This is a genomic window from Streptomyces sp. NPDC059499, from assembly GCF_042749285.1.
Lineage (GTDB): Bacteria > Actinomycetota > Actinomycetes > Streptomycetales > Streptomycetaceae > Streptomyces.
The window spans coordinates 465,489-481,668 of record NZ_JBHYTT010000001.1 but is presented as its reverse complement, the minus strand read 5'-3'; the positions used below and the strand labels follow the sequence as shown (position 1 = coordinate 481,668).

Genomic DNA, 16,180 nt, shown 5'->3' with positions numbered 1-16,180 from the left:
AGCCACCCCTTCTCCCGGTGGGCAGAGTTGGGTCCATGGGCCCAAGACGCCTCGTATGTCCGGTGGTTAGCGTCTCATGCATGCCAGTTCTGGGGGTTGTGCGTCGTCGCTTGCGCCGTTGGTCGCGGAGGTCTGTGCCGCGTACGGATGCGCGTCTTGCGGGTCTGCGTCGGTCGCAGCGGGGTCAGGGTGCGATCGAGTACGTCGGCCTGGTCGTTGTCGTGGTGGCCATCGTGGGCGCCTTGTTGGCGACGGGGATGGGCCCTCAGCTGGCGGAGCGGTTCGGTACGGCTGTCTGTCAGGTGACGGGTGGCGGCAACTGCGGTGGTGGTGACGGGACCGAGGCCCAGGGTGGCGATACCGGCGGGCCGGGTGACGGGGTGCCGGCGTCGGACGACGGTTCTCCGAAGTCGCAGTCCCAGATCGATTACGACGCCGCGTTGAAGGAGCTGCAGGACGCTCAGAAGGAGGAGAAGACCAATTCCGACAAGGCCGTCGAGGCGGCCAAGGAACTGGCGAAGATCCTTGCTGAGGAGTTGGGGATCACGGATGCGCTGGACTGTGTCACCAAGGGTGATATGGGTGCGTGCACCGAGACGTTGATCAATGTGTTGCTGAGTCTCGTGGGTGGTGCGGTCGGGAAGCTCGCGGCGAAGTACGGGGCGCCGTGGAAGTGGAAGAAGGCCGTTGAGCTGGTCAAGAAGCTCAAGAAGCACGGTGGGGATCTGTATGACGGACTGACGGGTCTGATCAAGAACCGTAAGAAGGTCCAGGACGCGGAGAAGAAGCTCGCCGACGCGAAGAAGAAGCTCGACACGGAGAAGAAGGACCCCCCGAAGAAGCCCGAGGAAAAGGCGGACGACAAGCCGGACGACAAGCCGACCACGTGCCCGGCCGCCCACAGCTTCCCTCCGGGAACGCCGGTCCTGCTCGCGGACGGGCGCCGCACCGGGATCGAGAAGGTCACCGTCGGCTCCATGGTGTACGCGACGGACCCGGACACCGGACTGTCCGGGCCCCGTGAGGTCGAACGGCTGATCACCACCCACGACGACAAGCACTTCACCCGGCTGACGTTCCGTACACCCACGGGGCCCGCGGTCGTCACGGCCACCGACACCCACCCGTTCTGGAACCTCGACCAGCGGCGGTGGCTCGACGCCGGAGACGTCCGGCCGGGGGCGCGGCTGCGTACGGCGGACGGTACGGCGCTCGCGGTGGCCTCCGTCTCCCGCCACACGGAGCCGCGGACCACGCACGACCTCACGGTCTCGGGCATCCACACGTACTACGTGGTGGCCGGTTCCGAGGCGGTCCTGGTCCACAACACCGATTGCGGCGTCCCGATCTCGAAGGGGCGATGGGACCACATCTGGGACCGGCACGTGAATCGGTCGAAGTACCCGAACAAGAGCAAGTTCAACACCACGAGCAAGCCGAAGATCGAGAAGATGATCAAGAGGGCGCTCAACGGTGAGACACGCGACGGAACCTACTACCACAAGTTCCCCTCAGCGATCGGGAAGACTGCTGCGGGAGACCCCCAGTACTACATCCGGGTGGTCGTGCGCGATGGGAAGCTCATCACCGCGTTCCCGTCCGCGGCGCCGTAGGCCGGCGTCGTGACGGTGTCCTGGCAGCAGCGACAGCAGCAGCACAACAGCAGCGAGACGAGAGAGACGAGGCCGGCGACCATGGGTGTCGACGCAGTGCTGAAGCGGGTGGACCAGCCCGGCACAAGTCCCAGACGGCGCCGGCTGACCCAGGTCGACGTGTTCGTGGACGACGCGGACACCTTCGCCCGGCTCTGCGACGGGAGCGCCCTGCCGATGCTGTCCAGGGTCGACCTCTACGGAACGCTGGTTCTGACCGCCGCCGAGATGGAGCAGCTGCTCACCGAGATCGACGGAACCCGCCGAGGTACCACCGGGGCACCGCAGCGCGCGGCCCTGGACGAGGTCGGCCGCCTCGCCAGGATCTGCCGGGACGACCCCTCCACGGAACTCCACCTGGAGGGCGATTGACCGCCCGGTACACCTTCCTGACCGTCCACCGGCCCACGCCCGACGCCATGGCGGCAGCACTGGCCGACGTGGTCGGGGTGGCGGCTGCGGATGTGGACGTCGCCGACGAGGAGGCCGCGACGGCGGAGCGCGCATGGGATGCTCGGGTTCTGTGCGGTTGCCGGGGCCTCACCGGTGACCTGGCGCTGTACTGGGACGTGTACGTGGCACCGGATGCGGTGTCCGTGCCGCCGGCCGAGCCCGAGGCCGCGTCGCGTCTGGCGGCCCGCCTGGGCACCGTCGTGCTCCATCCGGCGCAAGGGGTCCGCCCGTCGGCCTACTGGGCCGTCGCGCCGGACGGATCGCGTACCCGGGCTCGGGTGCTGGAGGAGGCCGGGGGCGACGAGGAGTGGCCTCCTCTCACCGTGGACGCCGTCGAGGAACGGATCGACCAGCTGCCCGGGGCGCGGGTCGAACCGATCACGGAGGACGGCCCGTCCGGCTGAGCGGGCCGAGTTGGGTCCGTGGGCCCAAGACGGGCGCCCGTCCAGAAAATAGCGTCGTCGCGGCAGATGATCGACGCCCGTCCCGGCGCACCCCCACGGCGCCGGGGCGGGCCGCAACCGGAAGGTGACGACGGAGATGCCCACTGCTGAGCAACTGACCCTGACCGACGAGGAGTCCCGGCTCCTCCAGCAGGGCCTGATCGAGTGGAGCGGCCCCGCACGCTGCACGGAGGAGTTCGCCGTGGCCATGGGCTTCGACGGTACGGAGGACCTGAACCGCCGGGGCCTGTGGATACGAAGAGCCCTCGCCGAGAGGGAGGCCCTGGAACCGATGGACTGGGCGCGGGCCCTGCTCGCGACGGAGCTCGCCTTCGCCAGTGATGTGGTCGGCTCGGGCTACGAGTGGTCGACCACGACCGGCTGGCCCGACGACACCACGGTACGTGTCCTGCGCTCGACCCAGCTGAAGCTGATCCGCACCGTCGCCCCGCTGGTCGGCCGGGGCCTCGGCACCCGGGGCGGGGCCGAGCTGTAGTGGACCGTCTGCCGACACACGTGAGCGCGCTGAACCGGATGGTCGGCGCAGCCGGGGCGGCCGACCGCCCCGGACCGGTCGACGGAGACCGGTGGACGGACGGTCACGCCCGCTGGGATCTCTACCGCAGTGCCGCAGGGCAGCCCGAGGCGGCGGAGCTCCTGCTGGCGGCGGTGAGGGCCGAGACCGACCTGCCGCTCGCGTCCTCGGCCGTGGTGATGATGCTCGAGAAGGTCCCCGCCGACGAGCGTCGGCGCTGGGTCGACGCGCTGCGTCCCGAAGTCCGTGGCTACGCCGAGCGGCGCTCGAACGAACTGGCGGTGCTCGACTCCCTGGCCCGGGGTGAGCGCTCGTTCGGCGCCGACGATGTCGAGGCATGGTCGGACTGGCTGCAGCTCCGTGCGGCGCAGGCGGGAACGGACGGGGACGGTCACGTCCTGGACGTGCTTGCCGAGCACGGCAGGACGAAGAGGATCCGCAGGCACGCGGCGGAGTCCGCAGCCGGCCGCCGTGCGTGTGACCGATGAGCCCTGCGACGTCCCGGTCCAGGGCCGGGCTGCCCCGGGACCGCTGAGGAGCATTCCCGTCCGGTGACGCGGGCCCGGAGGCAGCGGCGGCGCCGGCGATTGGGAAGAGGGCGGGCGCCCTGCCCATAATCGGCCGCATGCACGACAACCTGACCAGCGACCGGCCGCCGGTGCCGCCTCCGTACCGGCACGCCGTCCGCCGCCGCGCCGCGGCGGCGTTCAAGGCCGCAGCCCCCGCCCTCGGGGCCTACGCGGGCGTACGGGTCATCGGGCTCGTCGTCTTCTGGGGCGCCGCCTCCCATGCGGGCAAGGACGCGCTGAAGCTGCTCGGCGGTCGCTGGGACTCCGTCTGGTACCAGCGGATCGCCGAGCACGGTTACCGCTACACCGTCACCCTTCCCGACGGCAGCATCCACTCCGACCTGGCCTTCTTCCCGCTCCTGCCGGCACTGGAACGCGCCATCGCGGAGGTGACCCCGCTCACCGTCCGGGGAGCGGGGATCACGGTCGCCTGGGCCGCGGGGCTGCTGGCCGCCTGGGGGATCTTCGCCGTCGGGGCGCGACTGAACGGGCGGCGGACCGGGGTGGTGCTCGCTGCGCTGTGGGGCGCGTATCCCACCGCGTTCGTGCAGTCGATGGCGTACACCGAGACGCTCTTCACCGCGCTCGCCGCCTGGGCGCTGTACGCCGTGCTCAGGGACCGCTGGATCCTGGCGGGCGGACTGTGCGTCCTGGCGGGGCTGACCCGGCCCACGGCGGCCGCGCTCGTGGCCGCGCTGGGGGTCACGGCCCTGGCCGTCCTCGTGCGGGAGTACCGGGCGCCGGGTGGCCGGGAGGGCCTCCTGCGAAGGAACGCGCGCATGCTGGCGGGCGTCTGCCTCGCACCGCTGGGCTGGCTCGCGTACGTGGTGTTCGTCGCCGCGCGGGAGGACAGCCCGTTCGCGTACTTCGAGGTCCAGGCGGCCTGGGGCAACAGCATCGACGGAGGCCGGGCGCTGGCCTCCTTCATCGTCGGCCTGCCGCTGCCCGCCGCGCTCGGACTGTGCGCGGCGCTCGGACTGCTGGGATGGCTGGTCGTCCTGTGTGTACGGCAGCGGCAGCCGCTTCCCGTCCTTGTGTACGGGATCGCCGTCGTCGTCATCTCGCTGATCGGCTCCGGGTACTTCGGGTCCCGGCCGCGCCTGATGATGCCGGCGTTCCCGCTGCTCCTGCCGCCCGCCGTCGCGCTGCTGAGGCTGCGTACGACGGCCCGTACGGCCACGGCCGTCGGCGTGCTCGCCCTGGCCTCGGCCGCCTACGGGGCGTGGACGCTGCTCGGCTCGGGACCGCCCTGACCACGGCGGTGTCCACCGCCTCCCGCTTCCCGGCCCGCCATTGGGCCCACGGGCCCACGCGCCCGCGGCCGCCCGGTTGTTAGCGTGCAGGCTCCGGGTGCACTGTCGGTCAGGAGCGTTGAACGATGAAGGTACGGACGACTGTCATGGCGGCCACAGCGACCGTCCTGTGTCTCACGGCTGTCGCGTGCGGGCCGGGCGACAGCGCGGACAAGGACGGGCGCAAGGACAGCGGGAAGGCCACCGGGCAGGCGAGCGGGAAGACGAGCGCCTCTCCGGCCCCGGGCACCGACACCGGATCCGCTCCCGGACCCAGGCCCACCAGCAACGGCAAGACGCTCACGGAGGCCGAGCTCACCAAGGTGGCCCTGGTGAACGGCGAGCTGCCGGACTACGACTTCGCCAAGATGCCGGGCGGCGACGAACGCGGCACCGAGCGGTCCGAGGACGCGGCCTGCCGGCCGATCGCCTCGATCATCAACGGATCGCCCGAACCCGCCCCGGCCGCCACCGTCTTCCGCACGGCCATGGACGTCTCCGAAGAGGGCCAGGACGACCAGACGGTCGTCACCGAGATCCTGACCTCACACGCACCCGGTGAGGCGGAGCAGCTGCTCAGCTCGGTCCGCGACGCGGTGAAGGCATGCGCGGGCGGCTTCCGGACGACGAGCGACGACGGACCGTCCACGTACACCGAGGTCAAGGCGCTGCCCGCGCCCAAGGCGGGGCAGGAGTCGCTCGCCTACCAGGTGACGGGCAGCATCGAGGGGGAAGGCGTGCCGCTGGTCTTCCAGCTCGTACGGACCGGATCCACGGTCGTCACCTTCTACGCCGCCAACTTCACGTCGGCCAGGACACCCGAGGTACCGGCCGCACTCGTCACCGCACAGGCGGCCAAGCTCCCCTGAGCCCCTGAGCCCCTGAGCCCCTGAGCCCCTGAGCCCCTGAGCCCCTGAGCCCCTGAGCCCCGGAGGGCGAAGGGCCGCGTCAGCGCAGCACCGCCATCCCCAGCGCCGCGAACAGGGCCACCAGGACCAGTGCGGCGGCGGCGATCGCGGCGACGTTGCGGACGCGTTCCCTCGTCGGGCGGGATGTGACCTCGATACCCGTGTGGGACGGAAACGCGTAGTAGTCGCGGTGCGGGTCCGCGTGGACGCGGACATGGGCCAGCGGGAGGCGGCGGAGCGTCGCACGGCGGGCGACCTCGTCCTTCCGCAGGGCCAGGAGCGGGTCGATCAGGGTCCGGTCGGCCTCGTCCAGGTCGTCCGGGAGTTCGTCGGCCGCGCCGCGGAGCACGGTCTCCTGCCACCGGCCCGCGTTCCCGGTCGTGCGTCTCAGATCCAGTCTGCCGAGCCGCCGCTCCTTCTCCCGGCGGGGGCTCTGGTTGATGTAACCCTCGGTCCACACCGTGAAACGGCCGGTGCCCTCGCACTCCTGGTGGATGACGCGCTTGGTGCCCTCGCACGTACCGCACTGCACGGAGCCCGTCTTCTTGCAGTCGGTGCAGTCCAGTTGGCGCCGGCCGCCGCACTTGGGGCAGGCCACCTTCGAGGTCCGGCAGCGCGTGCAGAGGACCCGGTGGGCCGAGGGGGCCGCGGCGCCCGGGTGCGCGGGCCTGCCGACGCGTCGGCGCCCTGTCCCCTCGCACTCCCAGCAGGCGTCCGGGCCGCCCTGGCAGACGGGGCAGTCGACGAACCGGGGGCAGTCGCGGACGCCGCGCCCGCCGCACGCCCCGCAGGAGTTCGTTCCGCCCTTGCACTTCTCGCACCGCTCCTCACCGAGCGAGCCCCGGCGCACCAGCCGCCAGGCGTCGTGCCGCTCCGGATCGTCGGGCGGGGCGACCCGGTAGGACTCGATGGAGGTGTACGTCGGCCGGCCGGCCGGTTCCTTGCGGCTGCCGGGCTCCCGCATCGGGCGCTCGCCGCGCTCCTCGACGGACCGGACGATGCGGAAGTCCAGGAGGACCTGCCAGGTGACGGCGGCGGCACCGGGATCGGCCAGGCGTGCGGAGACCCCACGGCGGCCCGCGTACGCCTCCACCGCCTCGAGTATCTCCGCGTCGGACGGTACTCGGGCCACGGCCGCTCCCCCCTGTCGACGACCAGACGCTCAGGGTAGGAGCGGCCCGCAGGTCCGGCAAGGTCGTCACGGCGGGTGCGGCAAGGAGCCCGGCGGAAGGCCTCCGAGCCCTTCCGCGGAACGCCCCGCCCGACTACGGCCTCGCGGCGGTCACCTGGACCCGCGCGCCCGGCCGCAGTCCCCACTTCTCCATCGCGCCCGCCTCCGACTCCACCACATGGCGGGCGCGCGGCCGGGGCAGGCCGAGGCGGCCCGGCTTCATGGTGCGGACCGCCAGGACGTTGAACTTCCGGTCCAGATAGGCCACATCGATCGTGAACCGCATCCGGAAGGTGTGCACACTCCCGCACGGCGTGATCAGGAGCGCCCCGTCGACGCCCTCCGCACCCAGCAGCCCCCGCATCCGCGCCCGGTAGGACGCCGCGATCCTCAGCGGCACCTCCTGCGTCCCCGCACCCGTACCGACCGTCAGCATTCCGTCGCCATTGCGCCATTTCCCCATGGGCACCGACCGTAGCGGCCGGAGCCCCGATCTGGGTCCGGATCGGTCACCGGTGGGCCCCAGGGCCCAAGACCCCTGCCGTGCCGCCGGATTAGGGTCGGCGTCGTGGACGCCACACTGATTGCGGTCGCCGCCCTCTGGGGCGCCGCCACCGGACTGCTCCTCCCGCGCGCCGCCTACCGGTTCTCCGTCGAGCCGGAGGAGCCCTGGCGGGTCGCGTGCCCGGCCGGGCACGCGCTCACCGGACCGGGCCGCGGCTGGCTCGGCTCGACCCGGTGCGCGACCTGCGCCGTGGCCGTCCCCGCGCTCCCGGCAGGCGCGGCCCCGCACACCGCACCGCCGGCCGGACGGCACCGCTACGCCCCCGCGCTCCTCGCCCCCCTCGTCACCGTCCTCGCGTGCGTCGCCCTCGCCGCCGCCACCGGCCCCCGGCCCGAGCTCGCCGTCTGGCTGCTACTGGCCCCCGTCACCGTGCTCCTCGCCGTCATCGACCGCCGGGTCCACCGGCTGCCCGACCGGCTGACGCTGCCGCTGGCCGGCGCCGCCGCCCTGCTCCTCGGGGCCGTTTCCCTGCTGCCCGAGCACGCCGGTTCCTGGACCTCGGCCCTGCTCGGCGGAGCGGCGCTCGGCGGCTTCTACTTCCTGCTGTTCCTGATCAACCCGAACGGCATGGGCTTCGGCGACGTGAAGCTGGCCCTGGCGCTGGGGGTCACGCTCGGCTGGTACGGGTGGGCGGTGCTGTTCGCGGGAGGCTTCGCCGGGTTCCTGCTCGGGGCGCTGTACGGCCTCGGCCTGATGCTGCTGCGACGGGCCGGACGCAAGACGGGCATCCCCTTCGGCCCGTTCATGATCGCGGGCGCGCTGCTGGGGCTGCTGTTCGGCGGACTGGCAGCCTGACCCGGCCCGCCCCCCCGAATCTCGGTCGCGTACGCCGCACCCGGCTGACACGATCCCCGCATGAGTGAACAGTCCCCAACTGCCGGGTCCGAGAACTCCGACGCACGTTTCGACGCCCTGGTGGCCGAGGCCGCCGCCGTGTCCGTCGACGGCTGGGACTTCTCCTGGCTCGACGGCAGGGCCACCGAGGAACGTCCCTCGTGGGGGTACGCACGGGCCATGGCGGACCGGCTGGGGCGGGCGCGGGCCGCGCTCGACATCCAGACCGGAGGCGGGGAGGTCCTCGCCTCCGCACCCCGACTGCCGCCGCTCACCGTGGCCACCGAGTCCTGGCCCCCGAACATCGCCCGCGCCACCGCCCTGCTGCACCCGCGCGGAGCCGTCGTCGTCGCGGACGCCGACGAGCCGCCGCTGCCCTTCGGCGACCACGCCTTCGACCTGGTGGTCAGCAGGCACCCGGTGACCACATGGTGGGACGAGATCGCCCGGGTGCTGGCACCCGGTGGCACGTACTTCTCGCAACAGGTGGGCCCCGCAAGCGTCTTCGAGCTCGTCGAGTACTTCCTCGGTCCGCAGCCCCCCGAGGTACGCGGTGGCCGTGACCCCCTGCGGGCGCGGGCCGACGCCGAGGCCGCGGGGCTCGACGTGGTCGACCTGCGCGTGGAGCGGCTGCGCACCGAGTTCTTCGACATCGGCGCCGTCGTCTACTTCCTGCGGAAGGTGATCTGGATGGTGCCGGGATTCACCGTGGAGGCCTATCTGCCCCAACTGCGCTCCCTGCACCGGCTCATCGAGACCGAGGGGCCCTTCGTCGCGTACAGCGCCCGGTTCCTGATCGAGGCCCGTAAGCCGAGGTAGCGCCAACGGGCATACGCTGAAGACGGTTTCCCGGGCCGCCGGACGCAACGGCAGCACCCGCTCCTCCGTCCTACCCATGGGTAGTGCGACCCTGGTGGTTGAGCGCACAACGAAGGAGCAGGTCATGACGGTGGGAAGGGATACGCCCGGCGAAGAGATCCGCCAACCCGTCGGCCGGCCGCGTCACGGCAACGCCGACTGGCTCACGGGCGCGCGGATCACCGCGGTCCACGGCCTGTTCTACCGCCCCGAAGGGCGCGCCGGAGAGCCGGAAGCCGTCGGATTCCTCCTCGACGGCGGGCAGTCGGTCCTCATGACCTGTGCCTCCGACCGGACGCTGCGGATCACTTCGGGCACCTGGCCCGGACTTCCCGACTGGTGCGTGCCCGCGGGGCAGTGGCAGTTCGCGCCGCTGAGCCAGCTGCCCCCGCCGCCGTACGGAGGAGCCTGGACGGTCCTCGGAACGCAGGAGCGCCGGGACGGGCACGGCGAGGTGCACGAGGCCGTCATCCGGTGCGAGAACGGTGACTTCGTGGTCACCGGCGGGGACACGGTCGCGATCCGCTTCGTCCACAGCTGAGCCGACGCGACGCGGGGCCCTCTACGCGTGCGGGCCCACCGTCACCTTGCCCACCGTCAGCTCGGGCCTGCCCTCCAGTACGGCGCCCACCCGCTCCACCTGCTCCTCCAGCGCCCGAAGGTGTGCGGCGCCGAGGACGGACAGCGGCTCCACCGTCACGGCGATCCGCTTCCCCGAGCGGCGCTGGTGCCAGACACCTGCGACCGTGCCGTCCACGAGCAGCACCGGGAAGTTGCCCGCCTGCCCGCCCGCGAGCGCGCGCTCGTACGCCGCGCCGGGGAAGAGCCGCTCACGGGGGAAGGAGGCGATCGTGAACGCGTCGAAGTAGGGGAGCAGACGCACACCGCGCGCAGGGGCCGCCGGGAAATCGGTGTCGCCCGCCGCCACCCAGGCGGTCCCGCTGTCCTCGAAGGCCACCTCCTCGATCGTGCCGTCCCCGGCCAGGGTGTCGAAGAGCTGTCCGGCCCAGCCGCGCGGCGCGGCGAGCCACCGGGCGAAGTGGGCGGGGGTGGCGGGACCGTACGCGTACAGGTAGCGCCGCACGAGCAGGGCCAGCGCCTCGGGTCCGGGCAGGGGCACGTGGCCGGGGTTGGTGTACGTGGCCCTGCGGCCCCGGTTCGGGGCGTAGCACAGGGCGCCCCGGTGACCGGCCAGGTGCAGTACCTGACGCCAGCGCGGCCACATGTCCTGGAACCCGGGCATGACCAGGTCCCCGGCCCAGGGTCCGGTGCGGGCCACGACCTCCTCGGAGAGCTCGTCGATCGTCAGCTCGGTCCCGGTCAGCGCGTCGGACACCGCCGCCACGACGGCCTCGACCTGGTCCGGCGTCATCCTGGCGCCCTTCGGGAACGGACTCGTGCCGGCCGGTACGGCGGAGAGGGCCCCGGTCCAGAGCGGGAGGTCGGCGGCGGGCAGCAGGTGCACCGTGCCGCGCGGCCCGAACGTCTTGACGAGGGTCCGGTCGGTCCACAGCGCCGAGCGCACATCGGCCCGGGTCGACCCCGCCGTACGCAGGCCGACCGAGAGTTCGGCGGCGGACAGCACCTGGGCGTGCGCGCCGAGCATGGCGGCGACGGCCTCCGCGGGCGAGGAGAAGGGCGCGGGCACGGAGGAAGGGGTGCCCGGGGAGCGGCCGGCGTCCTCGGTCAGGGACTGCCGGGCCAGCCGCCGGGCATTCGCCTCGGGCCAGGTCACGGTCGCGGTGCGGGCGCGTGTCGTCATGGACCGAACCTAGGACGTCAACAGGACAGTTCCGGTCCTGTACGGCTGGTGCGCGGAGCTTTCGGGTGGCCGGAACCCGTGCCCGCAGCGGAGTCCGGCGAACTCGGAGAGTAATTATGGAGTGGCGTGGCACGCAGCATCACTTACGAAGGGTTATGGTGGAAACCCCCCCTCGGGCCGGTCCGTAACCCCCCCCCACGGACCGGCCCGTTTTTTTGTGGCCGGGCTGTGTGGCCCCTGTGGCTCCTGTGCAGAAGCGGTACCGGTGTGGTGTCCGGACCGGCTCCTCAGCCCCGGTTGGCCCAGATATTGGTGCTCGCGGTGTCCACCGCGAAGGTGTCGATCTCCTTCAGCTCGTCCGCGGAGAGTGCCGGTGCGCCGAGCGCGGCCACGTTCTCCTCCAGCTGCTTCACACTCGACGCGCCGATGAGGGCCGACGTCATGCGGCTGTCGCGCAGCACCCAGTTCAACGCCAGCTGGGCGAGGGACTGGCCGCGGCGCACGGCGATGTCGTTCAGCCCGCGCAGGCGGCGCACCATCTCGTCGGAGAGAAGGCCCGGGTCCAGGGACTTGCCCTGCGAGGCGCGCGACCCCTCCGGGATGCCCTTGAGGTACTTGCCCGTGAGCAGCCCCTGGGCGAGCGGCGCGAAGGAGATGCAGCCCATGCCGGCCGTCTCCAGCGTGTCGAGCAGCCCGTCGGCCTCCACCCAGCGGTTCACCATCGAGTAGGACGGCTGGTGGATCAGGGCGGGCACGCCCATCTCCCGGAGCAGCCGGGCCGCCTCGGCGGTCTGTGCGGCGTTGTACGAGGAGACGCCCGCGTACAGCGCCTTGCCCTGGCGTACGGCGGAGGCGAGCGCCCCCATCGTCTCCTCGAGCGGTGTGTCGGGGTCGAAGCGGTGGGAGTAGAAGATGTCGACGTAGTCGAGCCGCATCCGCGCGAGCGAGGCGTCGAGCGAGGACAGCAGGTACTTGCGGGACCCCCACTCCCCGTACGGGCCCGGATGCATCTCGTAACCGGCCTTGGTGGAGATGATCAGCTCGTCCCGGTACGGGGCGAAGTCCTGCCGGAAGAGCTTGCCGAAGTTGAGCTCGGCGGAGCCGGGCGGCGGACCGTAGTTGTTGGCCAGGTCGAAGTGGGTCACGCCCAGGTCGAAGGCGCGGCGGAGGATGGCCCGCTGGGAGCCGAGGCTGCGGTCGTCGCCGAAGTTGTGCCACAGGCCCAGTGAGACGGCGGGGAGCTTGAGGCCGCTGCGGCCCGTGCGGCGGTACTCCATGGAGTCGTAGCGCGACTCGGCGGCGATATGGGGGAGGGAATCAGTCACGTTTCTCTCCTTATCACGGACTTGTGACAGACCGGGTTGGGCCCTTACCACTCGTGCGCAGTAATGTGGCGGCTTCGGGAAATGCCGACGCGCGGCGCGAGAGTGTGATGTGCGGACTGTGCGGGATTCCCCCCGGGGACCGCCCCGGACCCCCGGCAACGGGGAGGACGGGCCGTCGGCCCGTACGGAACCGAGAGGGTGAACTCAGTGAACTTGCGCGACCTGGTGTACGGGCTCTACGCACGCCGGGTGGAAGGCCGCCTGGATCACGCGCAGGTGCCCAAGCACATCGGAGTCATCCTCGACGGCAACCGGCGCTGGGCGAAGGCCTCGGGCGGCTCCGCCGTGCAGGGGCACCAGGCGGGCGCGGACAAGATCTCCGAGCTGCTCGGCTGGTGCAGTGAGACCGAGGTCGAGGTCGTCACGCTCTGGCTGCTCTCCACGGACAACTTCGACCGGCCCGAGGCGGAGCTCATCCCGCTGCTCGGCATCATCGAGAACACCGTGCGCAACCTGGCGGCCGACGGGCGGTGGCGTGTCCACCACGTCGGCACCCTCGACCTGCTGCCGGCGCGGACCCAGACCGTCCTCAAGGAGGCGGAGGAGGCCACCGCCGGTATCGACGGGATAATCGTCAATGTCGCGGTCGGCTACGGCGGACGCCAGGAGATCGCGGACGCCGTGCGGTCCCTGCTGCTGGACCACTCCGCCAAGGGCACGACCTTCGAGGAGCTCGCGGAGGTCGTCTCCACGGACCTCATCTCCGAGCACCTCTACACCCGTGGACAGCCCGACCCGGACCTGGTGATCCGGACCAGTGGCGAGCAGCGCCTGTCCGGCTTCATGCTCTGGCAGAGCGCTCATTCGGAGTACTACTTCTGCGAGGTGTTCTGGCCGGCCTTCCGCAAGGTCGACTTCCTCCGCGCCCTGCGCGACTACGCGGCCCGCCACCGCCGCTACGGCGCCTGACACCCCCTGAGCCACGGGCGCCGACGCGGCACATCGGGCCTGTCGGCGTACCCCCGGACGGAGTTCGGGGAGATTGAGGACAAAAGCGGCTACGGGCTCCCGGCCGAACCCGGGCCGTCCCTGGTCCACCCCACGCGCATGGCTTCGCGTGTTCGAGGGAATACCCCTGTCAGGTCGATATCCAGTCACAACCAGGCGGATGTCGCAGCCAAGTGAGCGGAGCCCAGTCCGCTCGCCCGGGAGGCCCTTTGCACACGAAGGACCGCACATCGTGCGGCCGACGCGGAGGGCCGGTGTTCGGCCCGCGCAAGGGGTCCGAACCCGGTCCGTCCTCTCCCTTTGGGAAGTTCCGCGACGTCCGTCGCACTCCCCGACCTCGTCCGAGGGGGTACGTCCTTCCGTGGTGACCAGCACTAAGCGCCGCATGCCCGACAGGCGCACCTATGTTCTCGACACCAGCGTCCTGCTGGCCGACCCCAACGCCATGTCCCGCTTCGACGAGCACGAAGTAGTGCTGCCGATCGTCGTGGTCACGGAGCTGGAGGCCAAACGGCACCACCCCGAACTCGGCTACTTCGCCCGGCAGGCCCTGCGCCTGCTGGACGACTTCCGCGTCCGGTACGGCCGGCTGGATGCCCCGATCCCCCTCGGGGATCTGGGCGGGACGCTCCGCGTCGAACTCAACCATTCCGACCCCGGTGTACTGCCCGCCGGCTACCGGTTGGGGGACAACGACTCACGGATTCTCGCGGTAGCGCGCAATTTGCAGGCCGAGGGGTACGACGTCACCGTCGTCTCCAAGGACCTGCCGCTCAGGATCAAGGCGTCATCGGTCGGCCTCCTGGCCGAGGAGTACCGCGCCGAGCTCGCCATCACCGACTCCGGCTGGACAGGGATGTCCGAGCTGTCGCTCTCCGCCGAACAGGTCGATCTGCTGTTCACGGAGGAGACGCTGTACGTCCCCGAGGCGGCCGACTTCCCCGTACATACGGGGCTCGTCCTCCAGTCCGAGCGCGGCAAGGCCCTGGGCAGGGTCACCGCCGAGGGCAATGTGCGCCTCGTGCGCGGCGACCGGGAGGCCTTCGGCATCCACGGCCGCAGCGCCGAGCAGCGCATCGCGCTCGATCTGCTCCTCGACCCGGACGTCGGCATCGTCTCGATGGGAGGCAGGGCGGGCACCGGCAAGTCGGCGCTGGCTCTCTGCGCGGGCCTGGAAGCCGTGCTCGAGCGCAGGCAGCACCAGAAGGTGATGGTCTTCCGGCCGTTGTACGCGGTCGGCGGTCAGGAGCTCGGCTATCTCCCCGGCAGTGAGTCCGAGAAGATGAGCCCCTGGGCGCAGGCCGTCTTCGACACGCTGTCGGCGGTCGCCGGGCGCGAGGTCATCGAAGAGGTGCTGGGTCGCGGGATGCTGGAGATCCTGCCGCTCACCCACATCCGGGGCCGTTCGCTCCACGACGCGTTCGTGATCGTGGACGAGGCGCAGTCGCTCGAACGGAATGTCCTGCTGACCGTGTTGTCCCGTATCGGGACGAATTCCCGCGTCGTGCTCACTCATGACGTGGCCCAGCGGGACAACCTCAGGGTCGGCCGGTACGACGGAGTCGTCGCCGTGGTCGAGAAGCTGAAGGGGCATCCGCTCTTCGCGCACGTCACGCTCACCCGATCCGAGCGTTCGCAGATCGCCGCACTGGTGACCGAAATGCTGGAGGAAGGCCGGATCTGACACCGGAAGTCCCAAAGATGCCGCCCGGCGAGCCAAGGAGCTTAGCCGGGCGGCTTCGTGTTGCGCCGTCATTTCCGTAAAACACTTGCTCCAAACGGGGTGTGACCTTTAACACGCAACACAGAATTGCAACGCCCCGTGTCCGTCCGGCAGAGTCTTGCTTCCGTCAGGCCCCGCATACGGCACTCAGGCACCTCCGAAGGTGCCACGCACCACACAACTCAACAGTCGCCGTCCGTATGCCGCCCGCGAGCACCACGCGGCACTTCCGCAAGGAAGTTGCCCACCGGGCCCGTGCCTCCCGTGACCCATGCAGTAGGGAGGCCAGCGTCAAGGGCACGATTGCGCCCGCGAGGTCACCTAAGCGGGCGATGCTGGAAGGACACCATGTGAGCCGGATCTCGGTCCGGGGGTTCGCCGTGGCATCTGCCACCGCGGTTACCACCGTAGGCGCCGTCGTCGGCGTTGCGTCGGGCAGCACTCCCGCTGCTGATGACAACTTCGAGGCTGCCGCAGCCGACACCACGCTGCTCGCAGACATTCCCGCGGGCCAGCAGGCCCAGGTTCAGACCGCTTCGTTGACGCAGCAGGCCGACGCACAGGCCTCCGCTGCCGACGCGGCGGCGAAGAAGTCTGCTGAGGAAACGGCCCGCATCCAGGCCGCCAAGGACGCCAAGTCGAAGAAGCAGGCGGCCGAGGACAAGCTGGAGGAGGAGCGCGAGGCGAAGGCGGAAGCCGACCGCGCGAGCCGCTCCGACGTCCGCGACGCCTCGTCGTTCTCCGCGCAGGGCTCCTACAGCGTGGCCGAAGTCCAGGCGATGGCCCGCCAGATGATGCCGGCCGACCAGTTCCAGTGCTTCAGCAACATCGTGGAGAAAGAGTCGGGCTGGAACTACAAGGCGACCAACCCGTCCTCGGGCGCCTACGGCATCATGCAGGCCCTGCCCGGCTCCAAGATGGCGTCCGCGGGCGCCGACTGGCAGACCAACCCGGCCACCCAGATCAAGTGGGGCCTCAGCTACATGAACAGCGACCGCTACGGCAGCCCGTGTGCGGCCTGGTCGTTCTGGCAGGCCAACCACTGGTACTAGGAACCCCCGCGAGGTTCCGCGCTCAACCTC

Annotated in this window: 17 protein-coding genes; 13 read left to right on the top strand and 4 right to left on the bottom strand. The window is 71.1% G+C overall.

The window, feature by feature from the left end; translation table 11 throughout:
• Nucleotides 1–134: 134 nt before the first annotated feature.
• From ACFW9O_RS02215 to ACFW9O_RS02185, 7 genes are all read left to right on the top strand, one after another.
• Nucleotides 135–1,613 (top strand): Hint domain-containing protein, encoded by a 1,479-nt coding sequence (locus ACFW9O_RS02215; RefSeq protein WP_384604037.1) that lies wholly within the window; start codon nt 135–137, stop codon nt 1,611–1,613.
• Between the two features lie 9 nt (nt 1,614–1,622).
• A complete protein-coding gene (locus ACFW9O_RS02210; RefSeq protein ID WP_384604034.1) occupies nt 1,623–2,024 on the top strand; it encodes a hypothetical protein in 402 nt (133 codons plus the stop codon).
• Nucleotides 2,021–2,509 (top strand): hypothetical protein, encoded by a 489-nt coding sequence (locus tag ACFW9O_RS02205; protein ID WP_384604031.1) that lies wholly within the window; start codon nt 2,021–2,023, stop codon nt 2,507–2,509. Before ACFW9O_RS02210 ends, ACFW9O_RS02205 begins: the two co-directional genes overlap by 4 nt.
• Nucleotides 2,510–2,645: 136 nt before the next feature.
• Nucleotides 2,646–3,044 carry a hypothetical protein gene (locus tag ACFW9O_RS02200; RefSeq protein WP_384604028.1) on the top strand — a complete coding sequence of 133 codons (399 nt, stop codon included), beginning with the start codon at nt 2,646–2,648 and terminating at the stop codon, nt 3,042–3,044.
• A gap of 20 nt (nt 3,045–3,064) precedes the next feature.
• Nucleotides 3,065–3,571, top strand: a complete 507-nt coding sequence (locus ACFW9O_RS02195) for a hypothetical protein (RefSeq protein WP_384604025.1) — start codon at nt 3,065–3,067, stop codon at nt 3,569–3,571.
• A 137-nt stretch (nt 3,572–3,708) separates the two neighbouring features.
• Nucleotides 3,709–4,905, top strand: coding sequence for a hypothetical protein (locus tag ACFW9O_RS02190; RefSeq protein ID WP_384604023.1), 1,197 nt, complete (start codon nt 3,709–3,711; stop codon nt 4,903–4,905).
• Nucleotides 4,906–5,030: 125 nt separating this feature from the next.
• Nucleotides 5,031–5,813 (top strand): hypothetical protein, encoded by a 783-nt coding sequence (locus ACFW9O_RS02185; RefSeq protein WP_384604020.1) that lies wholly within the window; start codon nt 5,031–5,033, stop codon nt 5,811–5,813.
• Nucleotides 5,814–5,892: 79 nt separating this feature from the next.
• On the opposite strand, the gene ACFW9O_RS02180 is transcribed toward ACFW9O_RS02185, so the two are convergent.
• Together ACFW9O_RS02180 and ACFW9O_RS02175 are read right to left on the bottom strand one after the other, a co-directional pair.
• Nucleotides 5,893–6,984 carry a hypothetical protein gene (locus ACFW9O_RS02180; RefSeq protein WP_384604017.1) on the bottom strand — a complete coding sequence of 364 codons (1,092 nt, stop codon included), beginning with the start codon at nt 6,982–6,984 and terminating at the stop codon, nt 5,893–5,895.
• A 133-nt stretch (nt 6,985–7,117) separates the two neighbouring features.
• Entirely contained in the window at nt 7,118–7,486 is a 369-nt protein-coding gene (locus ACFW9O_RS02175) for a DUF192 domain-containing protein (RefSeq protein WP_384604015.1), read from the bottom strand.
• Nucleotides 7,487–7,591: 105 nt separating this feature from the next.
• On the opposite strand from ACFW9O_RS02175, the gene ACFW9O_RS02170 reads away from it, so the two are divergent.
• The 3 genes from ACFW9O_RS02170 to ACFW9O_RS02160 all read left to right on the top strand — a co-directional run bounded on the left by ACFW9O_RS02170 (nt 7,592) and on the right by ACFW9O_RS02160 (nt 9,821).
• Nucleotides 7,592–8,383 carry a prepilin peptidase gene (locus ACFW9O_RS02170; protein WP_384604012.1) on the top strand — a complete coding sequence of 264 codons (792 nt, stop codon included), beginning with the start codon at nt 7,592–7,594 and terminating at the stop codon, nt 8,381–8,383.
• A gap of 60 nt (nt 8,384–8,443) precedes the next feature.
• Complete coding sequence (locus ACFW9O_RS02165) at nt 8,444–9,241, top strand: class I SAM-dependent methyltransferase (protein ID WP_384604009.1); 798 nt, start codon at nt 8,444–8,446, stop codon at nt 9,239–9,241.
• Nucleotides 9,242–9,365: 124 nt separating this feature from the next.
• Nucleotides 9,366–9,821 carry a hypothetical protein gene (locus ACFW9O_RS02160; protein WP_351167493.1) on the top strand — a complete coding sequence of 152 codons (456 nt, stop codon included), beginning with the start codon at nt 9,366–9,368 and terminating at the stop codon, nt 9,819–9,821.
• A 21-nt stretch (nt 9,822–9,842) separates the two neighbouring features.
• Here the strand turns inward: ACFW9O_RS02160 and ACFW9O_RS02155 are convergent, their stop codons facing one another.
• Together ACFW9O_RS02155 and mgrA are read right to left on the bottom strand one after the other, a co-directional pair.
• Nucleotides 9,843–11,042, bottom strand: a complete 1,200-nt coding sequence (locus ACFW9O_RS02155) for a winged helix DNA-binding domain-containing protein (protein WP_384604005.1) — start codon at nt 11,040–11,042, stop codon at nt 9,843–9,845.
• A 287-nt stretch (nt 11,043–11,329) separates the two neighbouring features.
• Nucleotides 11,330–12,367, bottom strand: coding sequence for an L-glyceraldehyde 3-phosphate reductase (gene mgrA, locus ACFW9O_RS02150; RefSeq protein WP_384604002.1), 1,038 nt, complete (start codon nt 12,365–12,367; stop codon nt 11,330–11,332).
• A gap of 207 nt (nt 12,368–12,574) precedes the next feature.
• Between mgrA and ACFW9O_RS02145 the strand changes: the two genes are divergently transcribed.
• The 3 genes from ACFW9O_RS02145 (at nt 12,575) to ACFW9O_RS02135 (ending at nt 16,150) form a co-directional block, all read left to right on the top strand.
• Nucleotides 12,575–13,336, top strand: coding sequence for an isoprenyl transferase (locus ACFW9O_RS02145; protein WP_329207846.1), 762 nt, complete (start codon nt 12,575–12,577; stop codon nt 13,334–13,336).
• Between the two features lie 400 nt (nt 13,337–13,736).
• A complete protein-coding gene (locus ACFW9O_RS02140) occupies nt 13,737–15,059 on the top strand; it encodes a PhoH family protein (protein WP_384604001.1) in 1,323 nt (440 codons plus the stop codon).
• 389 nt (nt 15,060–15,448) lie between these two features.
• Nucleotides 15,449–16,150: a transglycosylase SLT domain-containing protein gene (locus ACFW9O_RS02135; RefSeq protein ID WP_351167502.1), complete on the top strand. Its 702-nt coding sequence runs from the start codon at nt 15,449–15,451 to the stop codon at nt 16,148–16,150.
• The last annotated feature ends 30 nt before the right edge of the window (nt 16,151–16,180 follow it).

What these genes read in the sequence shown, in the direction of transcription:
- ACFW9O_RS02200 (WP_384604028.1), top strand. Translation starts at nt 2,646, where the DNA reads ATGCCCACTGCTGAGCAACTGACCCTGACCGACGAGGAGTCCCGGCTC.
- ACFW9O_RS02190 (WP_384604023.1), top strand. Translation starts at nt 3,709, where the DNA reads ATGCACGACAACCTGACCAGCGACCGGCCGCCGGTGCCGCCTCCGTAC.
- ACFW9O_RS02185 (WP_384604020.1), top strand. Translation starts at nt 5,031, where the DNA reads ATGAAGGTACGGACGACTGTCATGGCGGCCACAGCGACCGTCCTGTGT.
- ACFW9O_RS02175 (WP_384604015.1), bottom strand. Translation starts at nt 7,486, where the DNA reads ATGGGGAAATGGCGCAATGGCGACGGAATGCTGACGGTCGGTACGGGT.
- ACFW9O_RS02165 (WP_384604009.1), top strand. Translation starts at nt 8,444, where the DNA reads ATGAGTGAACAGTCCCCAACTGCCGGGTCCGAGAACTCCGACGCACGT.
- ACFW9O_RS02160 (WP_351167493.1), top strand. Translation starts at nt 9,366, where the DNA reads ATGACGGTGGGAAGGGATACGCCCGGCGAAGAGATCCGCCAACCCGTC.
- ACFW9O_RS02155 (WP_384604005.1), bottom strand. Translation starts at nt 11,042, where the DNA reads ATGACGACACGCGCCCGCACCGCGACCGTGACCTGGCCCGAGGCGAAT.